This is a genomic window from Marinomonas sp. 63XJN7_7_ISO-PGPR-S23-202 (assembly GCF_056173505.1).
The window spans coordinates 3,782,322-3,797,338 of sequence record NZ_CM149677.1; the positions used below are offsets into that span (position 1 = coordinate 3,782,322).

18 protein-coding genes are annotated in these 15,017 nt (G+C 44.4%); 10 read left to right on the plus strand and 8 right to left on the minus strand.

Annotation, left to right across the window (positions count from 1 at the left end; all coding sequences use genetic code 11):
• Nucleotides 1–23 precede the first annotated feature (23 nt).
• From frr to rpsB, 4 genes are all read right to left on the minus strand, one after another.
• Complete coding sequence (gene frr, locus AC0VYG_RS17540; RefSeq protein WP_067013803.1) at nt 24–581, minus strand: ribosome recycling factor; 558 nt, start codon at nt 579–581, stop codon at nt 24–26.
• Nucleotides 582–588: 7 nt separating this feature from the next.
• Nucleotides 589–1,311 (minus strand): UMP kinase, encoded by a 723-nt coding sequence (pyrH, locus tag AC0VYG_RS17545; RefSeq protein WP_475429209.1) that lies wholly within the window; start codon nt 1,309–1,311, stop codon nt 589–591.
• Nucleotides 1,312–1,437: 126 nt separating this feature from the next.
• Nucleotides 1,438–2,298, minus strand: a complete 861-nt coding sequence (tsf, locus tag AC0VYG_RS17550) for a translation elongation factor Ts (protein ID WP_475429210.1) — start codon at nt 2,296–2,298, stop codon at nt 1,438–1,440.
• A gap of 86 nt (nt 2,299–2,384) precedes the next feature.
• Entirely contained in the window at nt 2,385–3,119 is a 735-nt protein-coding gene (gene rpsB, locus AC0VYG_RS17555) for a 30S ribosomal protein S2 (protein ID WP_067013797.1), read from the minus strand.
• Between the two features lie 382 nt (nt 3,120–3,501).
• On the opposite strand from rpsB, the gene map reads away from it, so the two are divergent.
• The 5 genes from map to AC0VYG_RS17580 all read left to right on the plus strand — a co-directional run bounded on the left by map (nt 3,502) and on the right by AC0VYG_RS17580 (nt 9,901).
• Nucleotides 3,502–4,359 carry a type I methionyl aminopeptidase gene (gene map / locus AC0VYG_RS17560; protein WP_475429211.1) on the plus strand — a complete coding sequence of 286 codons (858 nt, stop codon included), beginning with the start codon at nt 3,502–3,504 and terminating at the stop codon, nt 4,357–4,359.
• Nucleotides 4,360–4,448: 89 nt separating this feature from the next.
• Nucleotides 4,449–7,142: a [protein-PII] uridylyltransferase gene (gene glnD / locus AC0VYG_RS17565; RefSeq protein ID WP_475429212.1), complete on the plus strand. Its 2,694-nt coding sequence runs from the start codon at nt 4,449–4,451 to the stop codon at nt 7,140–7,142.
• Between the two features lie 8 nt (nt 7,143–7,150).
• A complete protein-coding gene (gene dapC, locus AC0VYG_RS17570; protein WP_475429213.1) occupies nt 7,151–8,365 on the plus strand; it encodes a succinyldiaminopimelate transaminase in 1,215 nt (404 codons plus the stop codon).
• A gap of 39 nt (nt 8,366–8,404) precedes the next feature.
• On the plus strand, nt 8,405–9,442 hold the full coding sequence (dapD, locus tag AC0VYG_RS17575) for a 2,3,4,5-tetrahydropyridine-2,6-dicarboxylate N-succinyltransferase (RefSeq protein WP_475429214.1): 1,038 nt from the start codon (nt 8,405–8,407) through the stop codon (nt 9,440–9,442).
• 114 nt (nt 9,443–9,556) lie between these two features.
• Nucleotides 9,557–9,901 (plus strand): ArsC family reductase, encoded by a 345-nt coding sequence (locus tag AC0VYG_RS17580; protein ID WP_475429215.1) that lies wholly within the window; start codon nt 9,557–9,559, stop codon nt 9,899–9,901.
• A gap of 84 nt (nt 9,902–9,985) precedes the next feature.
• Here the strand turns inward: AC0VYG_RS17580 and AC0VYG_RS17585 are convergent, their stop codons facing one another.
• Nucleotides 9,986–10,186 (minus strand): hypothetical protein, encoded by a 201-nt coding sequence (locus AC0VYG_RS17585; protein ID WP_475429216.1) that lies wholly within the window; start codon nt 10,184–10,186, stop codon nt 9,986–9,988.
• Nucleotides 10,187–10,263: 77 nt separating this feature from the next.
• On the opposite strand from AC0VYG_RS17585, the gene dapE reads away from it, so the two are divergent.
• The 4 genes from dapE to panD all read left to right on the plus strand — a co-directional run bounded on the left by dapE (nt 10,264) and on the right by panD (nt 12,503).
• Nucleotides 10,264–11,400 carry a succinyl-diaminopimelate desuccinylase gene (gene dapE / locus AC0VYG_RS17590; protein ID WP_475429217.1) on the plus strand — a complete coding sequence of 379 codons (1,137 nt, stop codon included), beginning with the start codon at nt 10,264–10,266 and terminating at the stop codon, nt 11,398–11,400.
• Nucleotides 11,401–11,438: 38 nt separating this feature from the next.
• The gene (locus AC0VYG_RS17595; RefSeq protein ID WP_475429218.1) at nt 11,439–11,678 is read left to right on the plus strand and encodes a hypothetical protein; all 240 of its coding nucleotides are present in this window, start codon (nt 11,439–11,441) and stop codon (nt 11,676–11,678) included.
• A 3-nt stretch (nt 11,679–11,681) separates the two neighbouring features.
• Complete coding sequence (locus AC0VYG_RS17600; protein ID WP_475429219.1) at nt 11,682–12,056, plus strand: hypothetical protein; 375 nt, start codon at nt 11,682–11,684, stop codon at nt 12,054–12,056.
• Nucleotides 12,057–12,122: 66 nt separating this feature from the next.
• Nucleotides 12,123–12,503 carry an aspartate 1-decarboxylase gene (gene panD, locus AC0VYG_RS17605; RefSeq protein ID WP_475429220.1) on the plus strand — a complete coding sequence of 127 codons (381 nt, stop codon included), beginning with the start codon at nt 12,123–12,125 and terminating at the stop codon, nt 12,501–12,503.
• 83 nt (nt 12,504–12,586) lie between these two features.
• Here panD and tpx read toward each other — a convergent pair whose 3' ends face one another.
• Entirely contained in the window at nt 12,587–13,081 is a 495-nt protein-coding gene (gene tpx, locus AC0VYG_RS17610; protein ID WP_475429221.1) for a thiol peroxidase, read from the minus strand.
• A gap of 103 nt (nt 13,082–13,184) precedes the next feature.
• Complete coding sequence (locus tag AC0VYG_RS17615) at nt 13,185–13,655, minus strand: cold-shock protein (RefSeq protein WP_475429222.1); 471 nt, start codon at nt 13,653–13,655, stop codon at nt 13,185–13,187.
• A gap of 279 nt (nt 13,656–13,934) precedes the next feature.
• Between AC0VYG_RS17615 and AC0VYG_RS17620 the strand changes: the two genes are divergently transcribed.
• A complete protein-coding gene (locus AC0VYG_RS17620) occupies nt 13,935–14,156 on the plus strand; it encodes a SlyX family protein (RefSeq protein WP_475429223.1) in 222 nt (73 codons plus the stop codon).
• A gap of 41 nt (nt 14,157–14,197) precedes the next feature.
• On the opposite strand, the gene AC0VYG_RS17625 is transcribed toward AC0VYG_RS17620, so the two are convergent.
• A complete protein-coding gene (locus tag AC0VYG_RS17625) occupies nt 14,198–14,989 on the minus strand; it encodes a class I SAM-dependent methyltransferase (RefSeq protein WP_475429224.1) in 792 nt (263 codons plus the stop codon).
• Between the last annotated feature and the right edge of the window lie 28 nt (nt 14,990–15,017).

Consider the following 15,017-nt stretch of genomic DNA (forward strand, 5'->3'; position numbering starts at 1 on the left):
AGGACGATACCTGCCCCTTTTATTTAGATTTCCATCAAGTCTTTTTCTTTCGCAGCAAGACGCTCTTCTACTAAAGCAACATACTTATCTGTGACCTTTTGAACTTGATCCTGACCACGACGTTCGTCGTCTTCAGAGATTTCTTTCTCTTTAACCAAATCCTTCAAACTGCCGTTCGCATCACGACGAATATTACGAATCGCAATACGGCCATTTTCCGCTTCGGCCTTTGCTTGTTTGAAATAGTTACGACGTGTTTCTTCGGTTAATGCAGGCATAGGAATACGAATCAAACTACCATTAGTTGCGGGATTCAAACCAAGGTCTGATTTCATAATGGCCTTTTCAATTTCAGGCACCAAATTACTCTCCCAAGGAGAAACCCCCAAAGTACGAGCATCTTCTACTGTGATGTTTGCTACTTGATTTAATGGTGTTTCAGAACCGTAATAATTTACCTTTACAGAATCAAGAATACTAGGATGCGCACGGCCTGTACGAATTTTATTAAAAGAAGACTCAACCGCTGTCACAGCCTTTGCCATTCTCTCTTCTGCATCTTTAAGAATGTCGTTAATCATAATTTCCTCACTTAATTAGCGTGCCTTCATTGCCACCCACGATGATATTAACCAAAGCACCTGGCTTACTCATATTGAATACACGAATTGGCATCGAATGGTCACGAGTCAAACAGATGGCTGTTAAGTCCATGACACCTAACTGTTTTTCCAAAACTTCATCATAGCCTAATGTATCATATTTCATGGCAGATGGATCTTTCATTGGATCAGAAGAGTAAACTCCATCGACTTTTGTTGCTTTCAGTACAACATCAGCATCGATCTCAATGCCGCGTAGACAAGCAGCAGAGTCTGTTGTAAAGAAAGGGTTCCCTGTGCCCGCAGAAAAAATCATCACTTCACCTTCTTTCAGCAAGCGCATTGCTCGGCGGCGGTCATAAGGCTCAACAATCCCTGTCATGGTAATAGCCGACATCACTCGGGTTCGAATATTTGCACGTTCCAAGGCATCACGCATCGCCAAGGCATTCATCACTGTTGCCAGCATCCCCATATGGTCACCAGTAACGCGGTCCATACCGGCTTGGCTCAACGCTTGACCACGAAACAAGTTACCACCACCAATGACGATCCCAACTTCGACACCAATACCACGCAATTGCCCAATTTCTAAGGCAATGCGATTTAATATTTTAGGATCAATACCAAACGGTTCCTCACCCATCAAGGCTTCACCACTTAGTTTCAACAAAATTCGTTTGTAGTTTGGGTTATTCTCTTTTGGCATCTCAATCTCCGGCAATGGTGTTGTCTAAAATAACAGACGTGAGCCACTTTCACGACTATCTATAACGCTTGCTTCATAAAAAGGGGCAGATAAACTGCCCCTTTTACAAAAACATTACAGCAAAAATTAACCTTTAAGCTGAGCTGCCACTTCAGCTGCGAAATCGACTTCCGCTACTTCAATACCCTCACCCACTTCTAAGCGAACGAAAGAAGTGACTGTTGCACCAGCGTCTTTCACAAGTTGACCCACTTTAATTTCTGGGTTCTTAACGAAAGGCTGCTCAACAAGGCTGTTTTCTGCCAAAAACTTCTTCATACGACCGACAATCATTTTGTCAACGATTTCGGCAGGCTTACCAGCCATATCAGGCTGAGCACGGATAATTTCTTCTTCTTTAGCCAAAATATCAGCAGGCATGTCATCCCCACGGACAACACGAGGCGAAACAGCGGCAATGTGCATAGACACATCTTTAGCCAACTCAGCATCACCACCTTCTAACTGTGTCAACACAGCGATTTGACCATTACCATGTAGGTAACCATTGATCAGACCACCTTCAATGATCACAGCACGACGAGGCGTGATATTTTCACCGATTTTTTGAACCAGTGCTTCGCGAGCTTCAAGCATTTCACCTGAGATCACTTTAGCCATGTCTGTTTCTTTTGTTTCATATACAACGTCAGCGACTTTGTTTGCAAAAGAAATAAAGCCTTCATCACGAGAGGCAAAGTCTGTTTCAGAGTTCACTTCAACCAATACACCGTAAGAAGCATCGTCAGCCACGCGCATGATAATAGTACCTTCAGCAGCAGTACGACCCGCTTTTTTAGCTGCTTTCATACCACTTGATTTACGTAGCTCTTCAATTGCCACTTCGATGTCAGCATTTGCCGCTACAAGTGCTTTTTTACACTCCATCATACCTAAGCCAGTGCGTTCACGTAGCTCTTTTACCAATGCTGCAGATACTGCCGCCATGTCCAAATCCTCTTAATACTATTTCAAATTTAAAAAAGGGGGCGAGATGCCCCCCTTTAGAAACCAGAGCAAACTATAGGGTTCGCTTATGCTTCAGCCGCTTCGTTTACTTCAACAAACTCATCTGCATTTCCAGCCGTCGCAGCACGACCTTCTAAAACTGCATCAGCGAAAGCGCCAACGTACAACTGAACAGCACGGATAGCATCATCGTTTGCAGGAATAACGTAATCGATACCGTCTGGATCACTATTGGTATCTACAATACCGATAACGGGAATACCAAGCTTATTCGCTTCTTTGATTGCAATACGCTCGTGGTCCACATCCACAACAAACATAACATCAGGAAGACCACCCATATCTTTGATACCACCCATAGAAAGCTCCAGTTTTTCAAGCTCACGAGTACGCATCAAGGCTTCTTTCTTAGTTAGTTTGTCGAAAGTACCATCAGACATTTGAGTTTCAAGGTCACGAAGACGCTTGATAGAAGCACGAATAGTTTTGTAGTTTGTTAACATACCACCTAACCAACGATGGTTAACGTATGGCATACCAGAACGAGCAGCTTGTTCTTTGATCGTTTTAGACGCAGCACGCTTTGTACCAACAAACAAAACCTTGTTTTTGTTTTCAGCCATTTTCTTAACAAGCTCTAACGCTTCGTTAAGAGCTGGAACAGTGTGCTCAAGGTTAATGATATGAATCTTGTTACGAGCACCAAAGATGAAAGGCTTCATTTTTGGGTTCCAGTAACGAGTTTGGTGACCGAAGTGTGAACCAACCTGTAACAGGTCGCGCATAGAAACTGTAGGCATTTTACTATCCTTTAAATTTGGGTTATTTAAGCTTACCAACCAAGTACGTCAGCCAGACAAGGTTTCAAGCAACCATTGGCACCCCAGACACACTCACTTTAATGTGGCAAGATCGTTAGTTTTCGTCATTAAGTTTTTGCTTCACTGAGACACAAGTCTAGCGAGCGGGCGATTTATACCATATTTCACCCCAAACCTAAAGACTAAAAGCGAGCTTTTATCCTTCAATAGTTTGTATTTTTTTCACTCTAACAGGGGCGATTCTAGACATTAAGTCATGTAGAATAAGGCCTATATGTGACAATTTTACGTTGTGTTATTGCTCGCAACTAGACTGCAGCAGAACACCACTCCTACATTTAAAAAGATATATTACTTAATTATGAGCAATGAAATACTAAGCAAAATTGAAGAATTAACCCGCAACGGTCGTAGTGACGTACCCAGCCGGACGCCCAAAGCCCCTTCCACACGATTCACTGATATTAGCGATATCGAAGGGATGCGTGTGGCAGGCAAGCTGGCAGCAGACGTACTAGTGATGCTCGAAGAGTTTGTTGTCCCTGGTGTCACCACTGAACAACTGGACATTATTGCCCACAACTACTCAGTCGATGTACAAGGCGCCATTCCAGCCCCACTAAACTATCACGGCTTCCCTAAATCTTGCTGCACATCGGTTAATGATGTCATCTGTCACGGCATCCCTAATGACAAGCCACTAAAAAAGGGCGACATAGTTAATATTGACATCACCGTTATTAAGGACGGTTACTATGGTGACACCAGCCGAATGTTCTTTGTCGGCCAAGTTGCCCCCCATGCAGAACGCCTGTGTACGGTCACTCAAGAGTGTCTTTATCTTGCCATCGACATGGTCAAACCTGGTGTGCGCCTTGGCGACATCGGCGCCGCCATTGCTGCTCACGCCCATAAAAACCACTACTCCGTGGTAGAGGAATATTGTGGTCATGGTGTTGGAACAACTTTTCATGGCGAACCACAAGTGGCTCATTACGGAAAACCAGGCACTGGCGTTGTGTTAGAAGAAGGTATGACACTCACCATTGAGCCTATGATTAATGCAGGAAAAAAACAGGTCAAGCACACAGGACCAGACAACTGGATTGCGAAAACCAAAGATGGAAGACTTTCTGCACAGTACGAACACACACTATTAGTCACACAAACGGGCGTCGAAGTACTAACACGACGTCCTGAGGAAACACGCTTCTCTTAAGGGAAGCGTGAGCCCCCTTACAAGTATGAGTACTGTAGTAACCATCCTTGCTAAACTATCATCTTGATAACGCTTTTCTGAGGCCTTATATGGATTTTCCTGCTTTTCCTGATGCTCCGCCACTACTAACTTCTGAAGAGAAACAAGAGCTATCACAACCTAGTTGCTCCATTTCTCGTTACAAAGCGATTCTGGAAGAAAAAACGGCCGCTTATGATGATCTATTCCATGCCCTTTACCCGATCGAAAAATTGGTAAAAGGACTAGCGGCAGTTTACGATGAAGCTTTACAGGCCGCTTGGACTGCCAAAGGATTAGCCCAAGAGAACAACATGAGCTTGTTAGCAGTTGGCGGTTATGGTCGCAGTGAGCTTCATCCCAAATCCGACATAGACCTACTTATTTTACTGGATGATAATGCCTCACCAGACAGCGAGAAAATTGAATCCTTCATTACTTTTTTGTGGGACATCAACTTAGATGTTGGCCACAGCGTCAGAACGGTGAGTCAATGCACCGAGATAGCAGCCCATGACATTACTATTATCACTAATCTGATCGAATCTCGGACACTGATTGGCCCTGCTGACCTCTTGGCAAACTTAAAACTCAATATTGATGTAGACCACATGTGGGATGGCCACACGTTTTACAAAGCCAAAATAGAAGAACAAAAACAGCGCCACGCCAAATACCAAAATACCGCTTACAACCTTGAGCCTAACCTGAAAGAATGCCCTGGCGGTCTTCGCGATATGCAAGTCATCGACTGGGTAGCCAAACGGCACTTACACACTCACCGACTCAGCGCTCTGATTGATAAAAACTTCCTCTCCGAAGATGAGTACATCCAGCTCAAAGGGGCAGTTGGTCATTTATGGCGTATTCGCTGGGCACTCCATATGATCGCAGGTCGAAAAGAGGATCGCCTTTTATTTGATCATCAACGCACCCTATCAAAAGTATTTGGCTTTGAGGATGATGACCTCAAACGCAATGTAGAACGTTTTATGCAGGGCTACTACCAAAGCGTGGCCGCTATTCAACAACTTAACGATTTACTGCTTCAACACTTCGAAGAGTCATTTTTGTTGATTGATGAAGAAGACACTATAGAGATCATCAATGAGCGCTTCCAGATTTGCAACGGTCAACTTGAAGCCACCAGCCCCACCCTTTTTCAAGATACACCCTCCGCCATGCTTGAAATGTATGTGCTGAGAGGCAATAACGAAAAAATACGAAGCATTCGCGCCAACACCATGCGCCAATTACGCGACAGCTTGGATGTAGTAGACGATGAATTTAGAACCAATCCCCAAAACACCGATTTCTTTTTAGACATTATATCAAGCCGATACCGACTGACCAGCACATTGCGCTCCATGAAACATATTGGTTTGCTAGGTCGCTACCTTCCTGAATTTGGCGCCATCATTGGGCAAATGCAGCATGATCTGTTTCATATTTATACGGTCGATGCTCATACCCTGCAATTAGTGGAAAACCTGCGTCGCTTGTGGCTACCGGAATCCAAGCAGCAATTTCCCATCTCAACTCAAGCCATGCGCCATATTCCGAAACCTGAGCTGCTATACATTGCAGGACTCTACCATGACATTGCAAAAGGACGCGGCGGAGACCACTCAGAACTCGGCTGCGTGGATGCACAAGCCTTCTGTGAACGACACAGACTCTCCAAAAGAGACACGGATCTCGTGGTTTGGCTTGTTCGTAACCACTTATTTATGTCAGTTACTGCTCAACGTAAGGACATCTCTGACCCTGAGGTCATTTGGGAGTTTGCAAGTTACGTGAAGGATCAAGAGCACCTGGATTACCTCTTCATCCTGACGGTCGCAGACATCAATGCCACTAACCCAACCATGTGGAACAGTTGGCGAGCCTCCCTAATGCGCCAACTGTATTTAGAAACCAAGCGCGCCTTGCGTCGTGGGCTTGATTACCCTATTGACGCCGACATGCAAAGCGACGAACACAAACAGCGCGCTTTGGAAATCATTATCGAGCGCAACGTTGATATTATAGATGCGGAAAACGTTTGGAATAAAATAGAAGAAGAATATTTTATTCGCTCCAATGGTGAAGAAATCGCCTGGAATACAGAGGCCATACTTCGTCACCGTCCGAGCGAAAAACCCCTCGTTGCAATCAGCCCATTAGGCGGAAGAAATTTCTCAGGGGCGAGCAAAGTCTTCATTTATACGAAAAATAACAAACACCTGTTTGCGGTGACGGCCACCCTGTTCGAACAACTTGGATTCACCATACTAGATGCCAAAATCAGCAATACAACAGATAACTATACACTCGATAGTTTTGTGGTAATGGACATTAACGACAACGAAACCAGCTTACATCTAGACAAAGAACGCATTACCTTTATCCGCGAAACCCTAACCGAGCAACTGGACAACCCCTCTTTGTACGAAAGTGTGATTCAACGTTATACACCGCGCATTTTAAAAATCTTTAATTCGCCCGCCACCGCACACTTTGTCAGTCAACCAGAAGAGGTCTGGTCCGCAATAGAAGTGACCGCACCAGATCGACCAGGATTGCTTGCCTTAATTGGGCAGCTTTTTATGAATCAGAATATTATGCTACATAAAGCGAAAATTGCTACATTAGGTGAACGCGTAGAAGATACCTTTTATGTCACAGAAGAAGATGGCAGGTTGATTACTGATCCTGAAAGGATGGATACCATCTGCACTCTGTTGAAAGAAAAAATTGACCGTTTTTCACAAGCCATGGATTGAGACAAAAAATGAACCCATTTATTCGTTCTTTACACCCTTACCCTTTTCAAAAGCTAGCAGAACTTTTGGAAGGATTAACGCCCAATCCAGAGAAACCGCTTATTCGGCTGACCATTGGCGAACCCCAACACGAGTCACCTCAGTGCGTACTTGATAAGTTAGCAGACAGCCTAAAAAGCGGCGTCAACAAATACCCCAACACAAAGGGCGAGTTGTCTTTACGCAAAGCCATCGCTGAATGGACAACACAGCGTTTTCACTTGGATTCAATTGATCCCGAGACCCAAATTTTACCCGTAACAGGCACTCGTGAAGCCCTTTTTGCCATCACACAAACCTTAGTAGGAGAAAAACCCAACGCCCTTGTGGTTAGTCCCAATCCATTCTATCAAATCTACGAAGGCGCAGGCATTTTAGCGGGTGCAGAACTGCACTACTTACCTTGCGGCCCTGAAACGAATTATCAAATTAATTACCAAGACATCAGCGATGACGTGTGGCAACGCTGCGAAGTGCTATTTGTCTGTTCACCAAGCAACCCAAGTGGCACAGTCACAACACTCGATGACTATGCTTACCTACTTGAAAAAGCCAGAGCATTTGACTTCACTATTGTTGCCGATGAATGTTATTCAGAAATCTACTTTGATAATAAACCACCACTTGGTCTCCTTGAAGCTTGCCAACAATTAGGCAATACCAGCTACGACCATTGCTTGATTTTTCAATCGCTATCAAAACGTTCCAACCTCCCTGGCTTACGCTCTGGTTTTGTTGCGGGGGACGCCAACATTTTAAAACCCTTCTTGCTCTATCGCACCTATCAGGGCTGCTCCATGCCACTTCACCATCAAGAGGCCTCGATTGTCGCTTGGCAGGATGAAGAGCACGTTGAAAAAAATCGCGACATTTACACGCGCAAATTTACTAGTGTGTTAGAAATATTGACCCCTATTATGAAGGTCAGTAAGCCAGAAGCGGGGTTCTATTTGTGGCCAGAACTCGACATGGATGATGAAACATTCTGTACCGAACTCTACAAGCAAGAAAGCGTACTAGTACTGCCCGGCAGCTACCTAGGGCGCCAAATCAATGACTATAATCCTGGCAGCAAGCATGTACGCATGGCCCTTGTTGCAGAGGAATCACAGTGTGTTGAAGCGGCACAACGAATCCGCGACTTTATCACTAATAATCAACATCTTATGACCAAACATCAATAAGTTAACCTATCCCTTTAAAGAAACTCAATGGAGAACATAATGAGCGATCAAATTTTTGCATTCGGTCTTGGTATCGGAACACAAAACAAAGAAGGCAACTGGCTAGAAGTCTTCTACTCCGCGCCCAGCATTGATGTAGAAAAAAGCACCCTTGATGCGCTATTAGAAAGCACAAATTACGAAGGTGGCAACAGCACTTTAGTACTAGATGACAGCGACCTAAACCGCCTACACATGAGCCTACTAAAAGCGGGCAACATTGAGCAAGCTGAACTTGCCTCACGCCTAAAAGCGTCTTCTCAACCGATTGTATTGTGTATCCTAGCAACCGACGAAGCCCCTACCAACCCTGCTGAAGTGTACTTAAAACTCCAACTGATTTCTCATCGTTTGGTCAAACCTCATGGCACCGTGCTTGATGGTATGTTTGGCCTACTGATCAACACTGCATGGACCAGTGAGGGCCCTATCGATGTACGCGAACTTGCTGACCGCCAACTAACCGCTCGCATGCAAGGCCGCACCATTGAAGTATTCAGCGTTGATAAATTCCCTAAAATGGCCAACTTTGTGGTACCAAGCGGTATTCGTATCGGCAACGCCGCCCGTATTCGTTTGGGGGCTCACCTTGGCGAAGGCACAACCGTCATGCACGAAGGCTTCTGCAACTTTAACGCAGGTACATTAGGCAACAGCATGGTTGAAGGACGTATTTCTGCTGGTGTCGTTGTTGGCGAGGGCTCTGATCTCGGCGCAGGTTGCTCTACAATGGGCACCCTCTCTGGTGGCGGCAACATCATCATTGGTATTGGTGAAAAATGCCTTGTTGGTGCCAACGCTGGTATTGGTATCGGCCTAGGAGATCGCTGTACTGTTGAGGCAGGGCTGTATGTGACAGCAGGCCAAAAAATACTGGTTCGCGACAGCAATGGCGAACCTGTTGCGACAGTTAAAGCTCGCGAACTCTCTGGCAAATCAGATTTGCTCTTTATTCGTAACTCAGAAACCGGTGCTGTTGAATGCCGTACCAATAAAACAGCCATCGCCCTAAACGAAGAGCTACACGCTCATAACTAAATCCAAACCGCGATCTGACTGCTCAACGAAACAAACTTGAGCAGTCAGTGACGGCCAGCACGAAAACTAATATTCGACTAACGACTAAACAGACATGAGATAAGGAAACAAAACATGGTCGATATTTACGGCATCAAAAACTGCGACACCATGAAAAAAGCATTTCACTGGTTAGACGAGAACAACATCGAGTACACCTTTCACGATTACAAAAAAGAAGGTGTGAATGAAACACAGGCAAAACAGTGGCTTGAGCAATTAGGTTGGGAAAACATCATCAACAAACGCGGTACCACATGGCGAAAACTAGATGATAAAACCAAAGATACCATGAATAATGAACTGGCACTGAAAACCATTCAAGAACAACCGTCCATCATTAAGCGCCCATTGCTAATTAAAAACAATGAGATTATCTTAGGATTCAAGCCGTCTGATTATCAAGCAATCTTTCAATAAGGCTTACGGTTTATCCAATGACATCATTTGCTAACGTAAGGTGCCAATGACGTGATGTTTGATCCATTCAGCAAATGGTCAGCGTTAGCGGAGAACTGGTGTATATATCTGTGGGGATGATGGTGGATGTTTTATAACGGGCGTGACACTGGGTGTATATCCATTAATGGAGTCATCAGAACGTATGACGGGAACATAATAAGATTGCTCAATAACAGGCTGGGGCATAAGCCAGCTACAACCACTACCCAACAGCCCTAACAGAATAACCATACTAAATTTCATAACCCACCTTGTGATAACACCCGAGCCAATACAGTAATGTTATTATAAGGTAGCTAAATCGAACACAAAGGTAAAGAATGTCTAACTTGTCACCCACGTTAAAACTTGCTCTGGATCTAATATCCCGCCCTTCTGTCACTCCTGAAGATGCAGGCTGTCAGGATGTGATGATAGAGCGACTCAAACGCATCGGCTTCCATATCGAACCGATGCCGTTCGGTGAAGTCAAAAACTTTTACGCCAAACGCGGTACATCAGGCCCTAACCTTTGCTTTGCTGGTCACACTGATGTGGTGCCAACTGGCCCTGAAAGCGAATGGAAAGTTCCGCCATTTGCCCCCGAGATTATCAACGGCATACTCTATGGACGCGGTGCCGCAGACATGAAAGGCAGCTTAGCGGCGATGGTCACAGCCGTTGAGAACTTTATTGAAGCCAACCCGAACCATAATGGACAGATCTCCTTTTTGATTACCAGTGATGAAGAAGGCCCATTTGTGGATGGCACAACACGGGTTGTCGATGCTCTTATGGCAAGAGAAGAAAAGGTTGATTGGTGCATCGTTGGCGAACCATCTAGCACCCATACGCTGGGGGATATTATTAAAAATGGCCGTCGAGGCTCATTCAGTGGCGACTTGACGATTTATGGCAAACAAGGCCATGTGGCCTATCCCCATTTAGCACAAAACCCCATTCATTTAGCGGCGCCCGCCATTGCCGAACTGGCGAGCACCCATTGGGATGACGGTAACGATTTTTTCCCTCCCACCAGCTTTCAGATGTCAAATTTAAAAGCCGGAACAGGAGCAACCAATGTCGTACCTGGCACATTAAAAGCGCTATTTAACTTCCGCTTTTCATCTGAGTTGGATTTTGACACATTAAAATCCCGTGTCATTGACATTCTAGACAAGCATCAACTTCGTTACGATGTGGAGTGGACTTACAACGGCCTACCCTTTCTCACTCGTCCCGGTGAATTGGTCGATGCGATTAAAAATGCCATTGAAGCCACTGTACAGATTACACCCGAACTGTCGACCTCTGGTGGCACATCGGATGGGCGCTTTATCGCCAAAATGGGCACTCAAGTGGTCGAGCTTGGCCCAATTAACGCCACCATTCATCAAATTAATGAATGCGTCGAAGCCAAAAGCCTAAACCAGCTCAGCATCATCTATGAGCGCATTCTACATAATTTATTTACTTAACTATTATGTCCCTAAAAAGCCGCCTCCATAAACTTGCAATGAAACTTGGCAACAACCCTCGTCTCGCATTGCTCAAAATGATACAAGGCGGTCTTTTATTTGCTTTTGGTTCATTAATGATTATGGTCGCCAATCGCGTATTGGAAGACTCCATACAAGCAGAGCTTATTGCCCTACTCGGACTGATTATTGCCGGCGCGGGCGTCATTTGGACATTAGTAGGCTATTTATCCATGAGTATTTTGCGACTCTACAATATGATCAACAAAAAGGATTAAACGATGCAACCTGACATCGAAATTTACCTTTTACCTTGTCCAACTGAGAAGATTATCACCTGGTTGAGCGAAAGGTTTACCTTGTTAGACAAGCAAACGCCGTCGGCGATTTGCACAAAATTGGTAATGTCACACCAAAGCCAAATTATTCCCGTCACCATCATAGAACAGGCCGCAGGAAAGCGCTTTACCTCGATCCTATTTGATACCGACAAAACCCCTTGGGATGATGACATTAGCTGTGCAAAAGAAGCCTACCGCGCTCTACAATGCGAAATTCGCTGCAACCTTCAAAGCTGGTCTGAAGACGACAGCCAAGACCCTGATCAATGGTGGAAAATCAACGACTACGAAGAAGGCCCATTTATTTGGAAGTGACAGCACGACTCATCCAATCAGCTTACAACACAAAACAACAAACCATTATTTAAAGGGAAACAATTCATGCAAATTACACTCTTAAAAGGCAAACTCCATATGGCCAGCGTCTCGCAAGCAGAACTTTGGTATGACGGCTCTTGCGCAATAGATAAGGACCTTGTTGAATTGGCAGGCTTTCGAGAGTTTGAACAAATTGATATTTACAATGTTGATAATGGCGAACGCTTTCACACCTATGTCATTCTTGCTGAAGCAGGCTCAGGTACCATTTCAATGAATGGCGCCGCCGCTAGAAGAGTACAAGTCGGTGACCGAGTCATTATCGCAGCATACGGCACCATGGACGAAAGTGAAGCAGACAGCTTTAAACCTAAGCTAGTCTACTTAAATAAAGACAATACGGTTGAGCGTACCACCAATACGATTGCGGTTCAGAAAGATTAATGCCTACGACCCTGAACAAAAAAACCAGCTATGTCGATATAGCTGGTTTTTTGATAAACACGCAAAATAGTTAACTAACGAGCTTATAGCACCGCAAGTGCGGCATCATAATTGGGCTCATCGGCAATTTCAGCAACTTGCTCGCTAAAAAGCACTTTCCCACTCTCATCCAATACAATAACAGCACGAGACAACAGCCCAACCAGTGGTCCGGTTTTAAAGGTTAACCCGTAATCATCGCCGAACGTTGAACGAAAGCTAGACCCCATATCAACATGATCAATCCCCTCGGCACCACAAAAACGAGCTGCTGCAAAAGGTAAATCCGCGGACACACAAAGCACATTCACGCCCTTTAACGAGGCCGCCGATTCATTAAACTTACGAACAGAAGTCGCACAAGTAGGCGTATCAACCGATGGAAAAATATTCAGCACAAGCTTAGCACCTTGATAATCTTTTAAAGATACTAACGATAGATCGGTTTTCACTAATTCAAAATCTGGCGCCACGGATCCCACGGCAGGCAGTGAACCAACGGTTTCGATTGAACTACCTTTCAATGTAACAAATGCCATACTATCCCCTTGATATTAATCAATATAATGACTATTAATAAATGACTTATTGAGCAGCTTATACGACAAAAGACCCAACAAGCGCTGCCCACATATCTAAACTTTAGCCACGCACAATAGACACGTTTTCAGCTTGTTTTCCTTTTTCACCTTCCGTCACATAAAACCGAACTAACTGGCCTTCTACAAGAAAACGACGGCCGCGGCCGCGAATGGCACGGTAGTGAACAAAGACATCGTCGCCATTTTCCATGGTTAAAAAACCAAAACCTTTTGAAGAGTTAAACCATTTCACTGTTCCCTGCTCACGGTCATCGTCTTCATCCTCATCGGACTGCGGCTTATCAGCAGAGGCATTACCCTGACTGATAATGGCACCGACATAAACAGAAACCAAAGTAAATGCAAAGTAAACTAAATAGTTTGTTCCAAGCACTTCACCTAATACACCGGCAATCAGCAAAGGAACAATAAGCGCAATAACTAGACTTGTAATAAATGCACGTACTGAAAACAAGCTTGAACCAACAGAAGAGCCTTTCGTACTTGCAACATTATCCTGATGATCATTCATAACTGTATCTCTTATTAATGTGTTGAGTTGTTGAGACGAGGCGATTATTTACAATAACAAGACACCCCGTTTTATTTTATACAAATGTGGAAAATTAAAAATTTTACTACACTCTTTCAAAATTGCCATGTGAAGCGAAAGATGATCGTAGTAAGATAACCATCTTGTTTAAAAGAGCAATTTTTTCGCCTTTTCTATTTTTATACGCAATCAATTGCGCGTAATCCATAGAGAATGGCTCCCAAATTAAGAGCTTAGCTCATTAAGGTTACCATACTGATGCCATCAATGAACACCTCAGATATCGAGCAACGGGTCGATGAACTCGAATACCAACTGCAATTCCAAGAAGACACAATCGATAGCCTAAATAAAACCATCGCTCTACAACAGAAAGATCTTTTATTGATACAAGAAAAAGTATCTTTTCTAGCCAAACAATTAGAAAACTATCGCCAACAACAAACTATCCATGGCGACGACAAACCACCCCATTATTAGTGATAATAGCAAACTCACTATATCAACACAGATAATAAGAATTAACTGGCCTCTAATGATTTTAGAACATGGATGTCAAATCGCCCAGCTTTCCCCTCAAGTTGATAAGTTGGCACCACCCCATTCAAAAAAGGCGCGCCTTTAGGTCGCTTTACAACGACTCGATATTCCGCCAACTCAAGCGCTGTTGGTAAAAGTGCATCAGCGTCCTCATCTTTACCGACTAAATCACGGAAAAATGCCATTTCTTTTTTGGCCGCCGCAGACGATTTGTCCGTATGTGGGTACATAGGATCGAGATAGATCACATCAAACCTTTGTCCGGTGATAGATTGAATATTCGCATCTAATAAAGTCATTCTAGCGGCAATCTCACCCACTTCCTGATGATTTAAAGCACGAGTTAAGCCATCTTTCAGCATTGCCCTAACAAAGCCCACACGCTCGCACAAGGACAGCTGACAACCAAGACTGGCTAACACAAACGCATCACGACCCAGTCCCGCCGTGGCGTCAAGCACATGCAGTCCATTACGCTTATTCAAACCAACGGCTTTGGCTATATCCTGACCTTTTCCACCGCCAAAGCGTCGTCGGTGATCCGTCGCACCAGAAGTGAACTCAACCTGCACAGGTTTGGGGGCACCCTTGCCCGTTTTAGCCAAACTCACACCGTTTTCACCCACTAACAACAAATAACTGTATTCATCCACATACTTCAACGGCTTATCCAGTCGATAAAGCGATACACTTAATTCATCCGCCAGCTGTTTAGCAGGGTGCTCGAATCCAACATCTAATGAGGCGACAGCAAAATGGCTAAGCAAAAACATCTACTCCAATTAATTGATTTCGAGGGTT